The organism is Marinoscillum sp. HNIBRBA16962, assembly GCF_057801515.1.
In genome coordinates, this window is the sequence record NZ_CM173603.1 from 4,776,164 (window position 1) to 4,797,594 (window position 21,431).

21 protein-coding genes are annotated in these 21,431 nt (G+C 43.3%); 17 read left to right on the plus strand and 4 right to left on the minus strand.

Annotated elements, in window-relative coordinates; genetic code table 11:
• Positions 1-45 precede the first annotated feature (45 nt).
• From xerD to AC3E9V_RS19910, 10 genes are all read left to right on the plus strand, one after another.
• Positions 46-945, plus strand: a complete 900-nt coding sequence (xerD, locus tag AC3E9V_RS19865; RefSeq protein ID WP_488749910.1) for a site-specific tyrosine recombinase XerD — start codon at positions 46-48, stop codon at positions 943-945.
• Between the two features lie 69 nt (positions 946-1,014).
• Positions 1,015-2,043 (plus strand): quinone-dependent dihydroorotate dehydrogenase, encoded by a 1,029-nt coding sequence (locus tag AC3E9V_RS19870; RefSeq protein WP_488749911.1) that lies wholly within the window; start codon positions 1,015-1,017, stop codon positions 2,041-2,043.
• 43 nt (positions 2,044-2,086) lie between these two features.
• Positions 2,087-4,612: an FtsK/SpoIIIE family DNA translocase gene (locus AC3E9V_RS19875; protein ID WP_488749912.1), complete on the plus strand. Its 2,526-nt coding sequence runs from the start codon at positions 2,087-2,089 to the stop codon at positions 4,610-4,612.
• A 74-nt stretch (positions 4,613-4,686) separates the two neighbouring features.
• Positions 4,687-5,316, plus strand: a complete 630-nt coding sequence (gene lolA1, locus AC3E9V_RS19880) for an outer membrane lipoprotein periplasmic chaperone LolA1 (protein WP_488749913.1) — start codon at positions 4,687-4,689, stop codon at positions 5,314-5,316.
• A 102-nt stretch (positions 5,317-5,418) separates the two neighbouring features.
• The gene (gene pyrF, locus AC3E9V_RS19885) at positions 5,419-6,237 is read left to right on the plus strand and encodes an orotidine-5'-phosphate decarboxylase (protein WP_488749914.1); all 819 of its coding nucleotides are present in this window, start codon (positions 5,419-5,421) and stop codon (positions 6,235-6,237) included.
• A 46-nt stretch (positions 6,238-6,283) separates the two neighbouring features.
• Positions 6,284-7,552 (plus strand): DUF2851 family protein, encoded by a 1,269-nt coding sequence (locus AC3E9V_RS19890; RefSeq protein ID WP_488749915.1) that lies wholly within the window; start codon positions 6,284-6,286, stop codon positions 7,550-7,552.
• Positions 7,549-8,760, plus strand: a complete 1,212-nt coding sequence (locus AC3E9V_RS19895) for a hypothetical protein (RefSeq protein WP_488749916.1) — start codon at positions 7,549-7,551, stop codon at positions 8,758-8,760. The genes AC3E9V_RS19890 and AC3E9V_RS19895 overlap by 4 nt, the downstream gene beginning before the upstream one ends.
• 28 nt (positions 8,761-8,788) lie before the next feature.
• Positions 8,789-9,427 carry an acetyltransferase gene (locus AC3E9V_RS19900; RefSeq protein WP_488749917.1) on the plus strand — a complete coding sequence of 213 codons (639 nt, stop codon included), beginning with the start codon at positions 8,789-8,791 and terminating at the stop codon, positions 9,425-9,427.
• A gap of 74 nt (positions 9,428-9,501) precedes the next feature.
• Positions 9,502-10,470, plus strand: coding sequence for an oxygen-dependent tRNA uridine(34) hydroxylase TrhO (gene trhO / locus AC3E9V_RS19905; RefSeq protein ID WP_488749918.1), 969 nt, complete (start codon positions 9,502-9,504; stop codon positions 10,468-10,470).
• 20 nt (positions 10,471-10,490) lie between these two features.
• Positions 10,491-11,354: a nucleoside phosphorylase gene (locus AC3E9V_RS19910; protein WP_488749919.1), complete on the plus strand. Its 864-nt coding sequence runs from the start codon at positions 10,491-10,493 to the stop codon at positions 11,352-11,354.
• 84 nt (positions 11,355-11,438) lie between these two features.
• Here AC3E9V_RS19910 and AC3E9V_RS19915 read toward each other — a convergent pair whose 3' ends face one another.
• Positions 11,439-11,732, minus strand: coding sequence for a sll1863 family stress response protein (locus AC3E9V_RS19915; RefSeq protein WP_488749920.1), 294 nt, complete (start codon positions 11,730-11,732; stop codon positions 11,439-11,441).
• Between the two features lie 126 nt (positions 11,733-11,858).
• Here AC3E9V_RS19915 and AC3E9V_RS19920 point away from each other — a divergent pair, with 126 nt between their 5' ends.
• The 5 genes from AC3E9V_RS19920 to AC3E9V_RS19940 all read left to right on the plus strand — a co-directional run bounded on the left by AC3E9V_RS19920 (position 11,859) and on the right by AC3E9V_RS19940 (position 16,525).
• Entirely contained in the window at positions 11,859-13,391 is a 1,533-nt protein-coding gene (locus AC3E9V_RS19920; RefSeq protein WP_488749921.1) for a sensor histidine kinase, read from the plus strand.
• Positions 13,369-14,058, plus strand: a complete 690-nt coding sequence (locus AC3E9V_RS19925) for a response regulator transcription factor (protein ID WP_488749922.1) — start codon at positions 13,369-13,371, stop codon at positions 14,056-14,058. The genes AC3E9V_RS19920 and AC3E9V_RS19925 overlap by 23 nt, the downstream gene beginning before the upstream one ends.
• 84 nt (positions 14,059-14,142) lie before the next feature.
• Complete coding sequence (locus AC3E9V_RS19930) at positions 14,143-14,490, plus strand: hypothetical protein (protein ID WP_488749923.1); 348 nt, start codon at positions 14,143-14,145, stop codon at positions 14,488-14,490.
• 323 nt (positions 14,491-14,813) lie between these two features.
• Entirely contained in the window at positions 14,814-15,383 is a 570-nt protein-coding gene (locus AC3E9V_RS19935; protein ID WP_488749924.1) for a T9SS type A sorting domain-containing protein, read from the plus strand.
• Between the two features lie 143 nt (positions 15,384-15,526).
• Complete coding sequence (locus AC3E9V_RS19940; protein ID WP_488749925.1) at positions 15,527-16,525, plus strand: beta galactosidase jelly roll domain-containing protein; 999 nt, start codon at positions 15,527-15,529, stop codon at positions 16,523-16,525.
• Here AC3E9V_RS19940 and AC3E9V_RS19945 read toward each other — a convergent pair.
• Positions 16,508-17,548, minus strand: coding sequence for a glycoside hydrolase family 113 (locus AC3E9V_RS19945; RefSeq protein ID WP_488749926.1), 1,041 nt, complete (start codon positions 17,546-17,548; stop codon positions 16,508-16,510). The genes AC3E9V_RS19940 and AC3E9V_RS19945 overlap by 18 nt on opposite strands.
• Before the next feature lie 435 nt (positions 17,549-17,983).
• Between AC3E9V_RS19945 and AC3E9V_RS19950 the strand changes: the two genes are divergently transcribed.
• Positions 17,984-18,529 (plus strand): RNA polymerase sigma factor, encoded by a 546-nt coding sequence (locus AC3E9V_RS19950; RefSeq protein WP_488749927.1) that lies wholly within the window; start codon positions 17,984-17,986, stop codon positions 18,527-18,529.
• A complete protein-coding gene (locus tag AC3E9V_RS19955; RefSeq protein WP_488749928.1) occupies positions 18,522-19,304 on the plus strand; it encodes an anti-sigma factor in 783 nt (260 codons plus the stop codon). Before AC3E9V_RS19950 ends, AC3E9V_RS19955 begins: the two co-directional genes overlap by 8 nt.
• A 94-nt stretch (positions 19,305-19,398) precedes the next feature.
• Here the strand turns inward: AC3E9V_RS19955 and murA are convergent, their stop codons facing one another.
• The gene (gene murA / locus AC3E9V_RS19960) at positions 19,399-20,706 is read right to left on the minus strand and encodes a UDP-N-acetylglucosamine 1-carboxyvinyltransferase (protein ID WP_488749929.1); all 1,308 of its coding nucleotides are present in this window, start codon (positions 20,704-20,706) and stop codon (positions 19,399-19,401) included.
• Positions 20,706-21,374, minus strand: a complete 669-nt coding sequence (locus AC3E9V_RS19965) for a DUF4290 domain-containing protein (RefSeq protein WP_488749930.1) — start codon at positions 21,372-21,374, stop codon at positions 20,706-20,708. The genes murA and AC3E9V_RS19965 overlap by 1 nt, the downstream gene beginning before the upstream one ends.
• Positions 21,375-21,431: the final 57 nt, after the last annotated feature.

The window sequence follows — 21,431 nt, forward strand, 5'->3', positions numbered from 1 at the left end:
TAAACTCATTCTATGTTGATCAGGCAGCACGTAAATTAGCCCGTCGTGAGTTGGGAAATTTATATCAAACAGTATCGAAGCTACCTCAAGCTGGAAAGGTCCCTTGCTGACAATTCCATAGAAGCTTATTTGCGAGATATCGCTAAATTAAAGGAGTTTTTCGAAATCAAAAACCTCACCCTCTCCCCTCTTAAAGTCTCTCAGAAAGAGCTTATAGACTTCATTGAGTTTATCAATGAACTCGGCATGTCTCCATACACGCAGTCCCGCATGCTTTCAGGAATAAAGTCGTTTTACAAGTACCTGCTGTACGAGCAGCTGATAGAAAAAGACCCTTCAGAGCTATTGGAAAGTCCAAAACTGGGACGCAAACTGCCCGACACACTTGAGTACCATGAGATAGAAAAGATCCTGTCTGCGATAGACATGTCTCGTCCGGAGGGCACACGCAACCGTGCTATGCTGGAAACTCTGTATAGCTCCGGGCTACGTGTTTCAGAATTAATTGAGCTCAGGATCAGCAACATTTATTTTGAGGAAGGTTTTCTTCGCATTGTGGGAAAAGGCAGTAAAGAGCGGTTAGTGCCTGTGGGACGGGAAGCCAGAAAGCACATGAAAATCTATAAAAATGAGGTACGTGTACACCTGGATATCAAAAAAGGCCAGGAGGATTATTTATTTCTAAACAGGCGGGGCAGCAAAATTTCCAGGGTCATGGTTTTCATGATCATAAAAGACCTGGCAAAAATGGCTGGAATTCAAAAAAAAATCAGCCCGCATACATTCAGGCACTCTTTTGCGACACATCTGATTGAGGGTGGTGCAGATTTGAGGGCCGTACAGGAAATGCTCGGTCACGAATCCATTACCACAACGGAGATCTATACGCATCTGGACAGGGACTACTTAAAGCAGATAATTACTGAGTTCCACCCTAGAAGTTGATAGGTAAACGCCGACAGACTCATACTTTCAGTTATTTTTGCTGACAGTATTTGAATCCAACATTCGCCGATGTATTCTTTAATCAAGTCCTTTTTATTCCTGTTGCCTGCTGAGTCTGCTCACCACTTCACTACCAAAGCCCTAAGGCTCATTTTTAGGATCCCTTTCATAAAATCCATATTTCAATCCGCATTCCGGATACAGCACCCAAAGCTCGAACAACATCTTTTCGGACTTACCTTCAAAAATCCGGTAGGACTGGCGGCAGGTTTTGATAAGAACGCTGAGTTTATTCATGAATTTGCGGCGATGGGTTTCGGTTTCATTGAGATTGGTACGGTAACTCCCCTTCCGCAGCCCGGAAATGATAAACCCAGACTGTTTCGCCTGAAAAAAGATAAAGCACTCATCAACCGAATGGGGTTTAATAATCATGGAATTGAAGCAGCCCGGAAAAACCTTCAGCATAAACCCGCCGGAGTGATCATTGGTGGGAACATCGGCAAAAACAAGGTGACCCCCAATGATGAAGCTACAAGTGACTACCTCAAGGCCTTCGAAGGTCTCTACGATCTGGTGGATTATTTTGTCATCAATGTAAGCTCACCAAATACACCGGGACTAAGAGCGCTGCAGGAAAAAGAACCCTTAAAGCAGCTCATCACTGCCCTTCAGAAAGCTAACAATGCAAAACCCCGGACCAGACCTATCTTACTAAAGATCGCTCCGGACCTTAGTAACAGCCAGCTGGATGACATTCTGGATATTGCAAAAAGTACCGGGCTGGATGGCCTCATAGCTACTAACACAACTATAGAAAGGAGTGGATTGAAAGCAGATAGCGCTGCATTAGACTCCTTTGGGAATGGAGGGCTAAGCGGTACTCCATTGCTGAAAAGATCTACAGAAATCATACAATATCTACGCAATCAAAATCGTGATATACCTATCATTGCAGTGGGAGGTATCATGAGCGGAAATGATGCCCTGGAGAAACTCAACGCCGGAGCTAACCTGGTGCAGGTATACACCGGACTGGTATACCGAGGCCCTGCATTGGTCAAAGAAATCAATAAGACAATACTAAATACTGCTTGAAGAAGGGGCAAAACTCCATTACTTTTGTGAGTTAGATAAATTTATGGCACAGAACACTTATAAAAAGCAAAAGAGATCTACGGCAAAGTCTTTCAAATTCAAGTTTGACTTTTTCAATGAACGAAAGCTCCACATCGCCATCGGGATGTTCTTATTGCTTGCCTCTCTCTTCCTGGCCGTTTCTTTCGTCTCCTACCTGAACACCGGTAAAGCAGACCAGAGTGTAGTAGAAGCTTTTGCTCAAACCAATATCAAAGATTCCGGCCAGGAGGTACAAAACTGGTTTGGGGCATTTGGCGCCATCACTGCACATTACTTTATCTTCCTGTGGTTTGGAATAGCGGCCCTATTGATCCCTCCTTTTGTGTTTTTATTAGGTCACAGAATTATCTGGAGGACGCGCATAGCATCCATCACAAAAAGTTTTTCATTCACCATTTTCTACCTGCTCTGGATTTCTATTTTCATTGGATATTTTATGATAAGCTCCGATGAAATCAGCGAATGGGGTTTTCTCAGCGGTGGTGTAGGGTTTGAGATGGCCATCATTCTTGAGAGCCTGATGGGCTGGGGAGCTTTACTATTTCTGGTATTTCTCTTCCTTGTCTTCAACATGTACTTCTTCAATATTACTCAGCTGGCAGTAATTGACGACATGATCCACGGGATCCGTGATAGACTGAGTGGCAGCCTGGCAGGTCAACCCGTGGATACGGAGATCCCTGGTGATAACAATGGTAAGAAATCCGACAACTCGCTGGATTTTATATTAAAGCAGGTAAAGGAGGAAGTTGAAAAAGAAGATTCTGCAAACCCTGAGCTGGAACTGGAAGACAATCCACATCAGGAGCCAAAAACTGAAGAGGAGGATGAAACAAACGTAGAATCCTGGACGCTAGAGGAAAAACCTGAACCCAGGAAAGCTCAGCCCAAAGATGAGATTGAACTGGATATAGAAGAGCCGGCACCAAAAGCCAGCTCCGAAAGTGAAGAAGATCTGGATCTGGAAGTGGAGATTCCCAAACATGAAGAGGTGCGGGCTGACCATACTGAAAATTATGACCCCACCCTGGATCTGCCAAGGTATCAATACCCTACGCCTGAATTGCTCATAGACTATCCCCAGAGGGATGTACAGGTATCAAAAGATGAACTGGAGCAAAACAAGGATAAGATTATAGAGACGCTGATCAACTTTAAGATCGGCATTTCGAGCATTAAAGCTACCATCGGCCCCACCGTCACCCTTTACGAAATTGTGCCTGAGGCTGGGGTCAAGATCTCAAAGATCAAAAACCTGGAGGATGACATTGCACTAAGTCTTGCAGCGCTTGGCATTCGGATCATCGCTCCTATCCCCGGTCGTGGTACCATAGGTATTGAGGTTCCAAACAAAAACAGGGAAATGGTGGATGTGAAATCGGTTATCACCACCGAAAAATTCATGAAGAGCGACAAGGACCTCCCTATCGTTTTAGGAAAAACCATTTCCAACGAGGTTTTTGTTACCGATCTGGCCAAAATGCCACACTTGCTGATGGCGGGAGCTACCGGACAGGGTAAATCAGTAGGGCTAAACATGATCATCACCTCGTTGATCTACAAGAAACATCCTTCTCAACTTAAGTTTGTGATGGTGGACCCGAAAAAGGTGGAGCTAACGCTTTTCAACAAGCTTGAGCGTCACTTCCTCGCTAAGCTTCCGGATAGCGAAGAAGCAATCATCACAGAAACAAGCAAGGTGGTAAATACCCTCAACTCACTGTGCATAGAAATGGACCGGCGTTATGACCTGCTGAAGGATGCCGGTTGCCGTAACCTGAAAGAGTACAACAAGAAATTTGTAGCCCGACGCCTCAATCCTAAAAAAGGTCATCGGTACCTGCCTTATATCGTGCTGATCATCGATGAGCTGGCAGACCTGATGATGACTGCAGGCAAAGAAATCGAAACACCTATTGCTCGTTTAGCACAGTTGGCCCGGGCTATTGGTATCCACCTGATCGTAGCGACTCAGCGGCCGTCCGTTAATGTAATCACAGGGATCATCAAAGCCAACTTCCCGGCCAGACTTTCATTTAGGGTAACTTCTAAAATCGATAGCCGCACCATTTTGGATACCGGTGGAGCTGACCAGCTCATTGGTATGGGAGACATGCTGCTCTCCATGGGGTCAGACCTGATCCGCCTCCAGTGTGCTTTTGTGGATACGCCGGAGGTAGACCGGATCTGCGAGTTTGTGGGTGACCAGCGAGGCTATGATGATGCTTACCTCCTGCCGGAATATGTGGGTGATGATGAAGGAAGCGAAGTGGGGGTAGTGGACCTGGCCGAGCGCGATGCCCTGTTTGATGATGCGGCGCGACTCATTGTAATCCATCAGCAGGGGAGCACCTCACTCATACAGAGAAAGATGAAGCTCGGATATAACCGTGCAGGCCGTTTAATTGATCAATTAGAAGCCGCAGGTATCGTTGGGGCCTTTGAAGGAAGTAAAGCCAGAGAAGTTTTAATCAAGGACGAATATGCTTTGGAACAGTTATTGAATGAGATCGCTCAGAAACATTAAAAACTTAAAATAAAAGGCGAATAGACCTTTTGTAAAACACTTGGTTTATTCCGTGACTTGTAAATCTTAGAGAAATGAAAAAAATAATCTATTCAATCTTAGGAGCTTGTTTGGCATTCGGTGTTCAGGCTCAATATGACCCTGATGCATTGGAGGTGCTAAATGCAATGAGCTCCAAATATCAAAGCATCAATGCCTTCACAGCTAATTTTGCTCAGGAGCTGATCAATAAGGATGCAGATATAAATGAAAAGATAAATGGAGAGATCACTGTAAAAGGCGACATGTATGTGTTGAAAATATCTGGCCAGGAGATCTACAATAATGGTGAAGACGTATATAGCTTCAACCCTGAAGTCAACGAGGTTACGGTAGATACTTATGTACCGGAAGATCAGGAAATCAGCCTGGGTAATATCTGGGACCTGTATAAAGACGGTTTCAAATACGCCCTGATGTCTGTAAACAGAGCCGGTGACCGAATCATTGAGCTGGATCCTGAAGATAAGGATAAGAGCTACTACAAAATACGGATGGTTATCAATAAAAGCGATGACCTGGAAAAATTTACCGTGTTTGAGCGGTCAGGCAACCAGTATGTTTATACAATCAAAGACTTTCAAAAAAAGCCGGACATCAGTGATTCATACTTCACTTTTGATCCCAGTGAGTACCCGGATGTAGAAGTGATTGATTTCAGGTAACCATTGAAAATCTATATAAAGCCCTTGATCAGAACCTGTCAAGGGCTTTTTTATTTTGCCCTTTTCAATTTATCATTAAATTGCTTAAACGATTTTTTAGCAATGACCCGTCAACAATTATTTGATAAAATAAAGGAAAAAGAGACATTCCTTTGCGTTGGTTTAGATACTGATATCCAAAAGATCCCCAAACACCTCCTTAAAGAAGAAGACCCGATTTTTGAGTTTAACAAGCAGATAATAGATGCTACCTATGATTATGCCCTGGCCTATAAACCAAACCTCGCCTTTTATGAAGCACATGGGAGCAAAGGCTGGGAGGCTTTGGAAAAGACCATGGAGTATATGCCAAAGGATGTGTTTCGCATAGCCGATGCTAAGCGAGGAGATATTGGGAATACATCAGCCATGTATGCACGTTCCTTTTTTGAAATAATGGATTTTGATGCTGTGACAGTAGCCCCATATATGGGCGAGGATTCAGTCACTCCTTTTTTCGAATACTCGAGAAAATGGGTGATCCTGCTTGCTGCTACTTCCAATAAAGGCTCATTTGATTTTCAGGAGCTGATGATTGAAAATACCAGTGAGAAACTATACGAAACGGTCATCAAAAAAAGCTCGGAATGGGGAAATCCTAACAACCTGATGTATGTAGTAGGGGCTACCAGACCGGAATCCCTTTTATCCATCAGGACGGTTATTCCCGATCATTTTCTTCTCATCCCTGGTGTAGGCGCACAGGGAGGCAGTCTCGATCTGGTATGTAAGTATGGCATGAACAAGCAGGTCGGGCTGATCGTCAACTCTTCTCGTGGCATTCTCTATGCCGGTGAAGGTAAAAATTTCTCTAAATCAGCTGAGCAAGCAGCCAAAAAAATACAGCAGCAAATGGCCGCCAGACTGCAGCAGCATTTTTAACTTCTCAACTATTAAATTATCTTAGGAATGATTCACCGTCAAACCTATGGATGAATACTTTCTTCAGTTTCTCTGGAAATTCCAAAAATTCCATACACAAAATATCCAGCTGACCTCCGGCGAACAGCTTGTGGTATTTGATCCCGGCTATCAAAATGAAGATGCAGGGCCCGATTTTTCAGAGGCCAAACTAAAAATCAATGAAATGATCTGGTCCGGCTCTGTGGAGGTCCATTACAAATCCTCAGGCTGGCACCAGCATAACCACCATAAGGACCCGAAATATGAGAATGTCATTCTTCATGTAGTCTGGAACCATGATAAGGAGATCCTGAACACAGATGGACAGCCTATCCCTACTCTATCCCTTTCTCAATATGCTCCCAAAGATCTTGAAAGAGAATATCGAAAATACATCAATCAGCCCCAGGTGATACGCTGCACCCATCAGTTACCTGATATAACTTCTATCCACATCAACACCCTCCTGGACAAAGCTTTTGCAGGAAGGTTACTGGAAAAATCTGAAATCGTCCTGGATATTTTGAAAACATCAAGAAACGACTGGGAAGAAACGGCTTATCGAGTCCTCTCCCGAAATTTTGGGTTCAAAACCAATGCAGAGCCTTTCGAGAGGCTGGCCATATCCCTGCCCTATAAATTGCTCAAAAAACACCTGGATCACCCGCTTCAGATAGAAGCCATGCTGTTTGGACAGGCTGGTTTCCTTGATGATATCACAGATCCTTATGGCGAAAACCTCTTGGCTGAATACAACTTCTTAAAAAATAAATATAACCTGACACAAAAGCTCTCCAGGCACCACTGGAAATTCTCCAAACTGAGACCGGCAAACTTCCCGACGGTAAGAATTGCGCAATTTGCGGCTATGATCATAAGCACTAAAAACCTCTTCTCCGGTTTAATTTCAGTTTCCGATTTGAAAAGTGCTGTAGAAATGATCAGAAAGCCGTTATCAACTTACTGGAGTGAACACTATGATTTCAAAAAAACATCAAAACGAAAGCAAGAAATTGGAGAAACCTCAGTAGAAAATGTCATCATCAACTCAGTGGTACCACTTCTTACAGCTTATTCCCGGCATACGGATAATCGAGCATTCATCGAAAAAGCAGAAGACCTTCTGGATACAATGAAGCCCGAAAAAAACCGCTTTATCAAAAAATGGGAATCAGCAGGCCTTTCTCCAAAAAGTGCAAAAGATACCCAAGCTCTTTTATATCAATACAGACAATTTTGTCAGAAAAAGCGATGCCTGCAATGTAATATTGGCCTTCAGATCCTGCAGGCATGATTGCAGTAGCCATACATAGTATCCTCATTCTGGCCATTGCCTATCTAATCCGTCCAAAAGAGCTGCAGTGGGCATACTGGCCAGGCCTGATACTAAAGCTGACGATGGGGGTCCTGTTGGGCGTGGTCTATTTTGATTTTGTTCATGGAGGGGATACGGTCTTCTTTCACAAGCAGGCATCAGAACTGTACGAACTGTCTCGCCATAGTTTTTCCGATTACCTGGCTCAGCTTTTTACCAGGGAGTATCACATTTACAAAGGAGAAGCTAGAAATGAGCTTTTCATTAAAATCACAAGCATATTTTACCTCATCTCCGGAGGAAGCTACTGGGTAGCTTCTCTATATTTTTCATTTATAAGTTTCTTAGCCAGCTGGTATTTTGTTTTAGGCATCCAGAGCAGCTACCCTAAACTTAAATTACCGGCTATTGTAGCTTTCTTATTCTGGCCTTCTGTTGTTTTTTGGTCCTCAGGAGTGCTGAAAGACTCAATTATCAACGCTTCTGTATTCTTCATAAGCGGCATCTCCGTACGATACCTTAAAAAGCGCTCCTTTCACTGGTTGGAGGTCTTGCTTTTTGCTGTTGCTTGTTTACTCCTCTTCTACCTGAAACACTACCTGTTTGCAGTTACTTTGGTAGTGCTCAGTATGCTGATCTGGTTCCACCAGATCCTTCCCCTGCTCCAATCAAAGCTCACCAAAATTCTGACAGGATTTACATTAATGATCGGGGTTGTACTATTGGCTTCTCTCGTAAATCCAAAACTTAACCTGCAGGAGCTTCCACAAACTGTGGTAGCAAACTATCAGACCATGCTGGAAAGGTCTGAAACTTTAACTGTATTGTTCCCGAACCTGAAACCTTCCTGGTGGAGCATCCTGTCTCATATGCCGAAAAGCCTCTTTACCGGACTTTTCAGGCCTTTACCATGGGAAGGAACTGTTTCGTTACTTCCTTTTGGAATAGAGAGCCTTTTAGTTCTCTTGCTATTTCTCCTAAATATTCGCTATGCCCGGCAAATTCAGTCAACCCTACCCGGCTGGCTCATTATGCTATTCATTCTGGTCCTGGCTTCATTTTTACCACTTGTTTCTCCAAATTTTGGCTCTCTGGTCAGATACAAGGTGGCTTACCTGCCCTTTCTGCTGCTCCTTCTGATGATCACGCCATTCAGAGCATTCGTTGACAAAAGAAGGATTGTTTAGCTACCTTTGCAGCCTGATTTTCAAGACTATGGATAAACCAGTTATCATATTTGGCGCAAAAGGGATCGGAAAAGCAGCCCTTGAAATATTTAAGAGTAACGGCATAGTGGTGTATGGCCTGCTGGATGATGCAGCTGACTTACATGGCACGGAAATAGACGATGTGCCCGTACTTGGCAAAACCGATGACCATGGGTTCATAAAACTTATTGGTCAGAAGTGTGAAGCCTTTGTAGCAACCGATGATAATTCCCTTCGCAAGAAGCAGGTGAAGATGCTAATGGACTCCAGAAAAGTAATGCCCACCAACGCTGTGCACAGGCAGGCGTTGATCTCTGATTCTGCAGTCATAGGTCACGGTAATTTCATCAATGCACGAGTGGCGTTAGGACCGGATGTCGAAGTTGGTCAGCATTGCCTCCTACACTCCGGCGCTATCATAGAACACACAGCAAAAATTGGTGATTATGTGCAGATAGGTGCCGGAGCAATCATCAACCCGGGGGTAGAGATCGGCTCAGAGGCATTCATTGGTTCCGGTTCTCTGATCGTTTCAGGAGTGAAAATTGGTAAAAAAGCTCGGATAGGCGCCGGATCAGTAGTTATATCGGATGTAAAAGACGGAGAAACTGTTTTTGGTAACCCGGCCACCGCAATTGAAAAATAGATTTTAGTTTACTTTTGCGGTTTAAACATTGATGATTCATTCAAAACACCTTGCTTGAAACAAGGCTTTAAGTTATGAATAAGGATTATTTAGTACTTCTTTACTATTGTTACTCCAGGATCGAGGATCCGGAGGCATTTCGTGAGCAACACCACCTGCTTTGTCTTGAGCTAAACCTAAAAGGCAGGATCATTATAGCAGAAGAAGGCCTGAACGGAACCGTATCCGGCCTTAAGGAGGACTGTGAACAATATATGGAGGATGTGAAGGCAGATCCAAGGTTCGCAGATATCGAATTCAAGGCAGAGCCGGTAGACGGTCATACTTTTGCCAAGCTTCATGTACGGGTAAAACCGGAAATTGTGCATGCCAGCCTGCCTCATATAGATCCGCGAAAAAAGACAGGCGGCTATGTAGAGCCTGATGAATTTAGAAAAATCCTCAAAGAGCAACCGGAAGATACGGTCATACTGGACGTACGCTCCAAATATGAACACGAGGTTGGTAAGTTTAAAAATGCCGTTACCCTGGACATTGAAAATTTCAGGGATTTTCCCGAAAAAGTTAAAGACCTGGAAAACTTAAAGGACAAAAAGGTGATCACCTATTGTACAGGGGGTATCAAATGTGAAAAAGCCAGTGCATTCCTCCTGGAGCAAGGCTTTAAGGATGTCCATCAGCTCCATGGCGGGATCATCAAGTACGGTATCGAGGCTGACGGAGAGGATTTTGAAGGTAAATGTTATGTTTTTGACAACAGAATTGTAAAAGATCTAAACAAAATCAACCCTAAAGTGATTTCTAAGTGTTATGTAACGGGTAAACCTTCTGACCGGATGGTCAATTGTGCTAACCCGCACTGTAACAAACACATCCCGATGAGTGAGGAGGGAGCAGAAATTTATAATGGTTGCTGCTCAGAAGAGTGTATGAAAAACCCGGATGTGAGGCCTTACGACGGTACGGGGTATTATCAGAAAGAAATGAACGGGTACAATCCTTACCGGGGTCTGAAACGCAAAAAAATTACTTCGACGGAATAGACAAAACTAAATATGCTCCCATGCCAAAATTTTCAGAAACTGACCTAATTCTAAATCCGGACGGGAGCATTTACCACCTAAACCTTTTGCCGGAGCATGTTGCTGACAAGATCATAACCGTAGGCGATCCCGGCAGGGTACACCGGGTGTCCAGCCACTTTGATAAGGTAGACTTTGAAATGAATAAGCGTGAGTTCATCACGCACACAGGCACCTATAAAGGTAAGCGTCTCACCGTGATCAGCACGGGCATGGGGACCGACAATGTGGAGATCCTGATGAATGAGCTCGACGCAATCGTAAACATTGACCTCAAAAAACGCGAGCCTAAAGCTAAAAGAAAGAAACTAAGGATCGTACGTATAGGCACATCTGCGAGCATCCAGGAAGATATAAGGCTGGGTAGCCACATCATCAGCGAATATGCCATTGGCTTGGACCCTATGGTCCACTTCTACCAGCTGGAAATGAAAGGTTTTGAAAAGAAAGTTTGTGACAAGCTACAAAAGGAGATTGGTTTTCCTTTTCCACCTTACTGTGTGAAGGCTTCCAGTGAATTACTCGACCTCTTTAAGGATAATATGAACATGATCATCGGAAACACGGTTACGTGCCACGGATTTTATGCTCCTCAGGGCAGGCAAATACGTATACCCATCCGGTATCCAAAGCTGGTCGATCAGCTTACCTATTTCCACCTGGATAATTTCTGGCTGACTAACCTGGAAATGGAGACTGCCGGGTATTATGCATTAAGTAATCTGCTGGAACACGAAATGATCAGCCTGAATGCGATTGTAGCTAATAGAGTAAGAAACAGGTTTTCCAAAAACCCCAACAAAGTCATTGATTCACTGATTCGAAAAGTCCTGGAAGTGATCTGACCGTGCTTTACTCACAAGATATACTTTACTGGCAGGAAAATGATATTCAAATGCTTATCGAAGCAGAATCAGGCGTCTGTAAGCCTAAAATTTGGTTTGGTTGCTATCCTTAAAAACAGTTTCCGCAGCTTTTTTTAGTTCCTTTACAGCTGCCAGAAAGTGGTTTCTGGCTTCATCCCATTTGCTGCCGTTCTTTTGTTTGTACCCTTCAAAATCCTCCTCTATTTTAGCTTTCTTCTTTTTGAGCTCCTTGATTTTCTTCTCTACGTCTTTTCGTACATCTTCTCTTGCTCCCTTAGTTTCCTCTATAAGGTGGTCAATTTTTTTACCCAGCTCTGCCAGAATATTCTCTACTTGTCCTTTAGTATCGTTTGCCATTTCTTCTGGATTATTTTATCGGAAATTAAAGATTTAACGTATTATTTCCAACGAAGGTGACACAATTGTAACTTACGCACTGACTCCTTTATGAAATCCGCTACCAACAAACTGATTATAATTATTGTGGCAACCATCATTTTGCCGCTTATTATCTATGCAGTGTACGAAATAACTTCCCTGAAAGAAAGTGAAGAGGTTATTGAGAAGGTCTACAAAGATCAGCTTGACGCTATACTTTTCTCAGCCAACCAATATTCCGATGATGTTATCAATGGGATCCTGAATAAGCTGGAAAACCAGATCGAAAAATCCCTGGAAATCGATTCACTGGAACCTTATTTAAAATTCAGCAACTTCGAAGCAATTGTTCTTAAGGTTCCAAAGGCCGGAAATCAGTCCGTTATAGCTATCGGTCCCAATAGCCGGAATATAGACTGGAAAAGCATTCAGGATTCGCTTTTTGTAAAAAATCCTCACCTGGCTGATCAGCTGCTTCGGTACAAAAAGGGCGGGTACCGAAAAATAGAGCCGCGAGAACGTTTCTCACTGAATGGTGTAAATTATCAGACTATACATACCGTACTAGAAACCGGAAATGAAAAGTCCGTATTATTTACGGGAATTTTAAGTATCACGGGGTTCTCAGAAAACGTACTGGGTCCCAAGCTTCAGCAAATAGCTGGTGAAGAGCTGGTGATCACGCTAGGCGAACAAGGCAAAGAAGAATTCATTTATGTCACCGACTCCTTAAGTAAGGAGGTGATGTTTCGTAAACCCATGTGGATATTCCCTGAAATGGAAATTGGCATCAGCTCAAAAAACAAAACGGTAAAGGAGCTGGTGGACGAACGAACTGAGTACAACCTCATTGCGGCATTTATGCTGATTTTACTACTGGGGCTAGGCTTTGCGCTTGTTGTAAGAAACTTACGGAGAGAAATTCAGCTGGCACAAACAAAGTCTGATTTCGTATCTAACGTATCTCATGAACTAAGAACTCCCCTATCGCTAATAAGTATGTTTGCAGAAACCCTTATGCTTGATCGGGTTCCTAACCGGGAAAAAAGAAAGGAATACGAGAAAATCATTTTTAAAGAAACTCACAGGCTGACCAATATTGTAAATAAGATCCTGAATTTTTCACAGATAGAGGCCAACAAAAGAACGTATCACCCTGTAGCTTTGGACCTGAATGAATTAGTAAATGAACTTATACATGACTATGCTTTTCACCTGGAGCGAAATGGCTTTTCATATGAAGTCGCTCTGGCGAACGATCTCCCGGTTTTACAACTCGACCGGGATGGGCTTTACGAAGCTTTGGTTAACCTCATTGACAATGCGATGAAATACAGCCCGAACGAAAAGCATATTGTCATTAAAACAGAAAAGACTGATGATCGTGTATCCATCGAAGTGCAGGATAGAGGCATCGGCATTGCCTCTGATAAGGTCAGACAGATTTTTGATAAGTTTTACCGCGTTTCGGAGGGCAACGTTCAAACGACCAGGGGCGCTGGCCTGGGCTTGACTTTGGTAAACCACATTGTCAATGCCCACGGTGGCGATATTGAAGTGAAAAGCACACTGGGAAAAGGAAGTATATTTAGATTGGTTTTTTATACAGATACTCATGGCAAGGATTCTAATAGTTGAAGACGAACCCAACATGCAAATCGGGCTACGGGATAACCTGGAGTTTGAGCAATTTGATGTCACAGTGGCTAAGGACGGTCAGGAAGGCTTAGATAAAATCATGAGTGAATCCTATGACCTTATCCTGCTGGATGTCATGATGCCAAAGATGTCAGGATTTGATGTATGCAAAGCCGCACGAAAGCAGGGAGTAACAACCCCTATTATTTTCCTTACGGCCAAAGGAGAAGAAATCGACAAAGTACTTGGCTTAGAGCTGGGAGCAGATGATTACATCACAAAACCCTTCAGCATCAGAGAGTTGGTGGCTCGTGTAAAGGCCGTTCTCCGACGGACCAACGATAAACCGGGTGATGCTTCTCCCTCAAACCTTGCAATCGGAAATCTTAAGGTAGACTTTGTCCACTACGAGGCAAAGGATAAGAACGAACACAAGGTAAAAATGTCCCATAAGGAGTTTGAGGTGTTGTTATACTTATTTAAACATAAAAATGAGATCGTAAGCAGGTACCAGCTCCTGGAGGAAGTATGGGGATATGAATCACAGCCCACCACAAGGACCGTAGATAACTTCATTTTGAAGCTACGTCAAAAAATAGAAGAAAATCACAATGAACCTAAATACATTCTTACCGTACATGGTGCCGGTTATAAAATGGTTATCTGAATAAACTATCAAAAAAATACACCTAAAAAAGCAGTAACATTTGATTAATTCAATTCGTTTTTTACTTTTCCAAAAAAAACAATCATGCAACCCTCTAAACCACGCGTAATTAAAGACTTTGAAAAACTTGATAGTGAACTGCAGGAGCAAATCAAGTTAGCCTACCCTTATGGATTTTATGATTCACTGATCCATTTTTACGATAAAGAGGGAAAGAAAGTATCGGCTCTGCCTTTTGAGACCGATGAAAAATACTATATGGTCCGCATGACCCGTGAAGAAGCCAAAGCTATCATCAAAGATGATGAAGACTTTGACAATGATGGCAATCTCAAAGAAGAAATCAAAGATGACTATGAGAACAAGTACGGAGATCTGGATTATATGACCGACTACCTCGCTGACGATGGAGGTGATGAAGAAGATATTTGATGTAGCAATAAAAGTATTATCGGCAGGGCTCTGATCATACATGACTCCCCGGAAGATTTCAGTACGGAGTGCTCCCCCAACCATGTAGGCAACCACCCCCACTTCAACCCGAAGGTAGCCTGTAGAATTATCGATTATATCGATTGACAAACGTTTTCATAAACTATTTTTTTAATATATTGCCCACTTTATTGAAGGATATCAATAAAATGATGACATCTTATGACAATCGTTTACTGATGAGTGACAAACTTCCCTGGTAGTCCCCGTACAATTGTACAGCAACAGGCAACAGAGCCTAAAGGTCTAAAAACTCAAAACTTATGAAAAGATTAACCTTAACATTTGCTGTACTTTTAACAGTTATCAGCACAGCATTCGCTACCGGAAATGATAACAAGGACTCCAGGGTAAGACTGCTTCCCGGGGAAAACAGGTATAAACTGATCTACACCGGTGAAGATGAAACAATCGTCAAAGTTCGAATCAGAGATGAGCAAGGGAAGCTACTTCGAACAGATCGAATCAAAAGTGAAGGTGGATTCATGAAGCCTTACAATACCGAAAAACTTCAGGAGGGAACTTACACTGTTGAAGTAACTGATAAGTACGGAGTAGTAGAGCAATCATTTGATATCGCAAGTGAAAAAGAAACTAAGCTGATGGAAGTAAAGTCGCTTAGTGATCAAAGGTACAGGTTGGTGGTAGACCAAAAACAAAAGATGCCGCTTACCCTGACTATTTATGATAGCAACAATGACATTATCCATCAGGAAAAATACAAAGACATGAAAGGGTTCACCAGGGTCTATGACCTGTCCAAATTTGATTCAAAGAACTTCACCTTTGAGTTGATGGACGATACTTCAAAAAGAGTAGTTTCCGTGAACTAAAGATTACTTCTTTATACTATTACAAAAGGCCTTCCCGTTTCGGGGAGGCTTTTGTTTTTTACAAACTGTGACAATCATTTACCAAATTGGTTCGTCTGTTCAGCGGAAAGGTCGTATAATTGAATAGGTGAATTGAAAGATACATGAGAGCTGTTTTACTTCTTTTAGCCCTTCTTTGGGCAGGTTATGTAACCTACGGCGCTAACCAGCTGGGTAGAGTGCTGGACCTAAGAGGTCAGTGGAAATTCTCCATTGGGGATAACCCCAGGTGGGCTGCAGAAGATTTTGATGACAGCAGATGGGAGGAGATATTTGTTCCGGCCGCATGGGAAGACGAGGGGTTCAGTGGCTTTGACGGGTTCGCATGGTACCGCAAAGAGTTTCAACTATCAGGCAACCCACCGAAGAGCAACCTGTACCTGGTTCTCGGTTATATAGATGATGTAGACGAGGTATACCTTAATGGCTACCTCATTGGTTTTTCAGGCTCCTTCCCTCCAAATTTTTATACCGCATTCCAATCGCACAGACAGTACTACCTGCCTCCGGACCTGCTCAACAAAAATGGAAAAAACACCATTGCTGTTCGAGTCTATGATACGGTATTGGAAGGGGGAATCATAAAAGGAAATATCGGCATATATACCAAACGCTCCGAACCCTCCCAGACCTACCGACTGGAAGGCATATGGAAATTCAGAGAAGGCGATAACCAATGGTGGAAAGAAGTGACTTACAATGACAGCTCCTGGGATGACATCATGGTTCCCGGCTTTTGGAGAAGTCTGAAAGACAAAGAAATAAGAACAGGCACCGCCTGGTACCGAAAAGAGTTTGAATTACCCGATTATTTATCATTAGATCAGGACCTGGTCATCGTACTGGGCCTGATCGATGATTTTGACGAAACGTACCTCAACGGAAAACTGATCGGCTCCACAAATGACGGAAGAGGATTTGGTTGGTCATTTTCATACCGGGAGTACCGGATCTATTCCATACCAAAGGAACTATTAAAGAAACAGGGAACAAACGTATTGAGTGTAAGGGTACGAGACATTGGTGGAAATGCGGGGATTTATGAAGGCCCACTCGCGATTATCCCCGGGAGGTATGCCGAGCAGCTAATCCGATCGCGATGACTTCCCATACCACCTTGCAATTACTTTTTCAGCAGGTTTACCCTGAGGGGTAAAACTACCGTCTGCCAGACCACCGGCCTCAGGGTGAAAATGCCACTTCCAAAAAAATCCTCCGGCAAACCACGGCTCATCCCAATAAGTTTTAAACAAAGATTCGTACGCCCGCGCCTGCAGTTCATGATTCAGCTCTTCCTTAGCCTCAATCACCTCCCAGTGATTTCCAGCCGCACGGTTAAAGCTTTGATAACCGTACTCTGTGAATAGTATCTGCCGGTTTGTGCTTAAGCTAAAGCGCTCCAACTCTTTTTTGATCGGCATCCAGGCTTTATTCAAAGTCGCTTTATCAGGATTCAGGTTGGAGTCCAGTGGGAAATAGCTGTCCACACCAATATAGTCCAGCTCCTCCCAAAATTCAATATTCTGGTAATTATCCCAGTTAGCTGCATAAGTGAGCTTACCGGAGTAAAAGGACCGGATTTCTTTAATCAAGCCTTTCCAAAAATCCGGGCGCTTTACAGCGGCTATCTTATATTCAGTTCCCACACAAAATATCGGCGCCTCAAGACTATCCGCCAGCCTGGCAAATGCAAGAATATATTGTGTATACTCCCTTTCCCATTTCTTCCACTTTTCTTCACTATCCAGGTCATACTCTCCAATCCACTGACCCCTGAGCCATACATGCGGTTTGATCATCACCTTCAGATCATTCTTTTTTGCCAGCCGTACCAGCTCTGCGGTCCCATCCAGCCGTTCACCCCACCACCTCTGATGATTAAAGTAAACCTCCGGTTCGTTGGCTTTCGAAAAACCAAATGGAATTAATGCCACCCACTCCGCATTTACCCGCCTTAGCTTAGCCATCTGCAAGGAATCAATCTCCCTGGGAGGATTCACCAGGCTTACCCCATCGATCTTACTTTCAAAACCAGTATCAGCAGAATACTCAGATGGTGGCAAGTGGCAGCTTAAGACACCCCCTGATACGATTAGAATTAAACTCCAAAAAACAAACCTTCTCATTTTTGATCATTCAGCCTTATATTGATATCTTCAAACGTTTTAGTATTTTGTGAGAATATAAAGCAGCCTAAGTTAATCTACTTTATTAACTATATTAAAGGATCATGTGGAGTATGGGTTTGATACAAATACTCCCTTTTTCTGTAAAGATGGCTCAAATGCCATCAAGATAAGGTTGAAATTTTCACAGAATCAGTCATTCCAGCAATGGAATCTATGTATTATAAAACGAAAATGCTCAATTTGATCAAAGACTTCCCGGCCGGGTAGGCATGAATGGAGTAACCTTATCTTGATAGCATTGAAGGAGCACGATGGGGGTTATAGAAAAATTTATCAAACCCATACTCCTTACGGCTTAATTGCAACTTGATAAAGTAGAATTATGTTAAATATTTTAGCCCTGAGTGGTCCCTGATAATCTAAACCAACACCTTGACTGAAAGCATCGATTTTACGGTCCTACTGGCCAAACGCCTGAAAGAGCGAGATACCAAAGCCCTGGATTATCTCTACGAACACTATTCCGAAGCACTTTATGGTGTCATATACCGCACCACCAACCACCAGGAAATTGCAGAAGAAACACTCCATGATGTTTTTATCAAAATCTGGGATCAGATAGACCAATACGACTCCAAAAAAGGCACATTATTTACCTGGATGTATCGCATAGCGAGAAATAAAGCACTCGATGCGCGCAGGTCAAAGGATTTTAAACGATCCGAAAAATCTGATGACATAGAGGGTTTCGTAGATATGTTTGAAACCTCTGACACCAACGAAGATTATATTGGCTTATCAAAGGTTTTGAGTGAGATCGGCAAAATATGCAAAAAACTCATCCAGCTCAATTTTTTTATGGGATACTCTCACGCTGAGATCAGCAAAAAAGAGGACATGGCCCTCGGCACTGTAAAAACACGCCTGAGAAATTGTCTCAAAGACGTAAAAAATAAACTAAAGGGAGACTTTGAATAAGGAAGAAATCATATCAGAAGGGTACCTGGCGGCTTACCTTACCGACGAGCTTTCGGAGACTGATTCTAAAGAAATAGAATCTTACCTTTCAAAGGACCGGGATATCCGATCAGAATATTTTGATTTACAAAAAACCCTGGAACTGCTCTCATTTCATCACTCGATAGCTCCTTCTCCGTCCGTGAAAAGAAAGATCATGGAAAACCCGTCAGTAATGAATAGTGCCCACCTTCCGGAAGATACCGGGTCGGGCAATGTTCTGAAACTAATGATGGCAGCAAGTGTAATTATTACTTTGCTGTCTGCTCTCGCTGCCTTTTATTTCTGGAATCAATGGCAAACAACAGACTCCAGGCTTGCCGAACTCACAGCTCGCAATATTGAACTCGTAGAAAGTTACCACATCGTAAATGAGGAACTTTCCGACATCCGTCAGGACCTGGCTGTCCTCGTGAGCCCGGAGTTTAGCCGGATTATCTTAGATGGTACAGACAATTCCCCTGATGCCAAGGCAGTGATTTACTGGAATGCAGAACAGGCCGAAGTGTACTTAAACTCAGCTAATCTTGCCCAGCTTACAGAAGACAAACAATATCAGCTTTGGGCGCTTATAGATGGAAATCCGGTAGATGCCGGAGTCTTCGATGCATCAGACGGCACCTTTCAAATTATGAAAAACATAGCCAGAGCGGACGCCTTTGCAGTGACGGTTGAGAAGACCGGAGGCAGTGAATCTCCTACCCTGGAAACCATGCAGGTTTACGGAGAAACGTAAAGATCTTTTATTTCTCACGAGGAGATCAAAATCCACTATTCCCGGCCCAAAATCCGGTTCACTAAAATTTTTCAGAAATACTCAATCCAATGGTTTACGAAAAGCGTTCTATATCAGCTCCCAGAGCCTGCAAACGCTTATCAATATCCTGGTACCCCCGGTCTATTTGTTCTACATTATGAATGGTACTGACACCTTCTGCTGAAAGCGCCGCAATAAGCAACGATACTCCGGCCCTGATGTCAGGAGAAGTCATACTGATACCTCTCAGCTCAAACGCTCTGTCCAGACCTATGACTGTAGCTCTGTGCGGGTCACATAAGATAATCTGTGCCCCCATATCAATAAGTTTATCCACAAAGAAAAGCCGGCTTTCAAACATCTTTTGGTGTATCAAAACAGTGCCCTTAGCCTGTGTGGCTGTGACCAACACCACGCTAAGCAGATCGGGGGTAAATCCCGGCCAGATGGCATCTGCGATGGTCAGGATGGAACCATCTATGAAGGATTCAATTTCGTAATGCTCCTGGGCAGGTATATGAATATCATCGCCACGAAAGTCCATTTTAATTCCCAGTCTCCTGAAGGTATCCGGGATGATCCCGAGCATGTCGATCCTGGCATCTTTAATGGTAATCTCAGATCGGGTCATGGCAGCAAGGCCAATAAAGCTACCGATCTCGATCATATCCGGCAGCATGGTGTGCTCTGTTCCTGTCAGTGCATCCACGCCCTGGATCTTAAGCAGGTTGCTTCCTATCCCATCTATTTTGGCACCCATTCGCACCAGCATTTTGCAGAGTTGCTGGATATAAGGTTCGCAGGCAGCATTGTAAATCGTGGTTTCCCCTTCTGCAAGTACCGCTGCCATAACGATATTGGCAGTGCCTGTTACGGAAGCCTCATCCAGGTGCATATATGCACCACGAAGTTTTGATCCATCTACGGTATAAAAAGACGTTTTCGGATCAAAATGAAACCTGGCCCCAAGCTTTTGAAAGCCAACAAAATGCGTATCAAGTCGTCTGCGGCCAATTTTATCGCCACCCGGCTTTGGTATCTTGCCCCGGCCATACCTGGCCAGAAGCGGACCCAGGATCATTATGGATCCCCTTAAGGCAGCCGCTTTCTCCTTAAAATCTTCGGTATCTAGAAAATCGAGATCTACGTTATTTGCTGTGAATTTGTAAGATTCTTCGTCGGTTTTCTCAACCTGAACACCCATATCCGCCAGAAGATCAATCAGCTTGATAACATCGCGAATGTTTGGAATCTTATGGATATGTACTGTTTCGGACGTTAACAGTACTGCCGAAATGATTTGAAGCGCCTCGTTTTTTGCTCCCTGAGGGACAATTGAGCCAGACAGCCTGGCCCCTCCCTTCACACGGAATGAAGTCATTAGTTGTTGTTTCTTCTTCTTTTGTTGCTGAAGTTTCTTTTTCCGCCACCCTTTCTGCTGCGGTGACCTCCTCTGTTTTCGTAGTTTCGTTCTTTTCTTTCTGATCTTTCTGAATCGAAGAGGTTAAATTCTTTTACTTTATTGATATCAATATCCAGCTGGTCATTAGAAAGCTGGCGGATATTTTTAAGGACTTGCTCATCCTCAATGGTGTCTTTGTTCCAGGTCAGGTAGAAGGACTTCATCAGCTTACCAATGGCAATTACTGCGGCTTCCTTTTCCTTGGGATCTTCCAGCTCAATGGCATTTTTTATAAGGATCTCAATGTTTTTACCATAATGCCTGAACCGGATCGAGTTAGACGAATAAGTCAGTCTGTCTGGCTTACGATCCAGAATAGTAGCCTCCGGGATCGGAAAAGGACTCTCTACATCCAGGTCGAATTTGGAAATAATGAACAGGTCATCCCAAACCTTTTGGGTATATTCATTTGCGTCCTTATTAAACTCCGGATTGATCATTTTCATCAGATCGACCAATAATCCGGCATATTTATTTCGTTTCTCCTTGTCATCAATGGTCTTGATGTGCTTCACCAGGTTTTGTACATTTCTACCGTACTCCCTCAAAGTCAAATGCTCACGTTGCGTATTGTATTCCAAACTCATAATGTAGATTTTGCTCAAAAATAACTAAAACACGATAAGGTACAGCATTGTCTGCTG

What these genes read in the sequence shown, in the direction of transcription:
- AC3E9V_RS19870 (WP_488749911.1), top strand. Translation starts at nt 1,015, where the DNA reads ATGTATTCTTTAATCAAGTCCTTTTTATTCCTGTTGCCTGCTGAGTCT.
- AC3E9V_RS19875 (WP_488749912.1), top strand. Translation starts at nt 2,087, where the DNA reads ATGGCACAGAACACTTATAAAAAGCAAAAGAGATCTACGGCAAAGTCT.
- lolA1 (WP_488749913.1), top strand. Translation starts at nt 4,687, where the DNA reads ATGAAAAAAATAATCTATTCAATCTTAGGAGCTTGTTTGGCATTCGGT.
- pyrF (WP_488749914.1), top strand. Translation starts at nt 5,419, where the DNA reads ATGACCCGTCAACAATTATTTGATAAAATAAAGGAAAAAGAGACATTC.
- AC3E9V_RS19890 (WP_488749915.1), top strand. Translation starts at nt 6,284, where the DNA reads ATGGATGAATACTTTCTTCAGTTTCTCTGGAAATTCCAAAAATTCCAT.
- AC3E9V_RS19895 (WP_488749916.1), top strand. Translation starts at nt 7,549, where the DNA reads ATGATTGCAGTAGCCATACATAGTATCCTCATTCTGGCCATTGCCTAT.
- AC3E9V_RS19900 (WP_488749917.1), top strand. Translation starts at nt 8,789, where the DNA reads ATGGATAAACCAGTTATCATATTTGGCGCAAAAGGGATCGGAAAAGCA.
- trhO (WP_488749918.1), top strand. Translation starts at nt 9,502, where the DNA reads ATGAATAAGGATTATTTAGTACTTCTTTACTATTGTTACTCCAGGATC.
- AC3E9V_RS19910 (WP_488749919.1), top strand. Translation starts at nt 10,491, where the DNA reads ATGCCAAAATTTTCAGAAACTGACCTAATTCTAAATCCGGACGGGAGC.
- AC3E9V_RS19915 (WP_488749920.1), bottom strand. Translation starts at nt 11,732, where the DNA reads ATGGCAAACGATACTAAAGGACAAGTAGAGAATATTCTGGCAGAGCTG.
- AC3E9V_RS19925 (WP_488749922.1), top strand. Translation starts at nt 13,369, where the DNA reads ATGGCAAGGATTCTAATAGTTGAAGACGAACCCAACATGCAAATCGGG.
- AC3E9V_RS19930 (WP_488749923.1), top strand. Translation starts at nt 14,143, where the DNA reads ATGCAACCCTCTAAACCACGCGTAATTAAAGACTTTGAAAAACTTGAT.
- AC3E9V_RS19935 (WP_488749924.1), top strand. Translation starts at nt 14,814, where the DNA reads ATGAAAAGATTAACCTTAACATTTGCTGTACTTTTAACAGTTATCAGC.
- AC3E9V_RS19940 (WP_488749925.1), top strand. Translation starts at nt 15,527, where the DNA reads ATGAGAGCTGTTTTACTTCTTTTAGCCCTTCTTTGGGCAGGTTATGTA.
- AC3E9V_RS19945 (WP_488749926.1), bottom strand. Translation starts at nt 17,548, where the DNA reads ATGAGAAGGTTTGTTTTTTGGAGTTTAATTCTAATCGTATCAGGGGGT.
- murA (WP_488749929.1), bottom strand. Translation starts at nt 20,706, where the DNA reads ATGACTTCATTCCGTGTGAAGGGAGGGGCCAGGCTGTCTGGCTCAATT.
- AC3E9V_RS19965 (WP_488749930.1), bottom strand. Translation starts at nt 21,374, where the DNA reads ATGAGTTTGGAATACAATACGCAACGTGAGCATTTGACTTTGAGGGAG.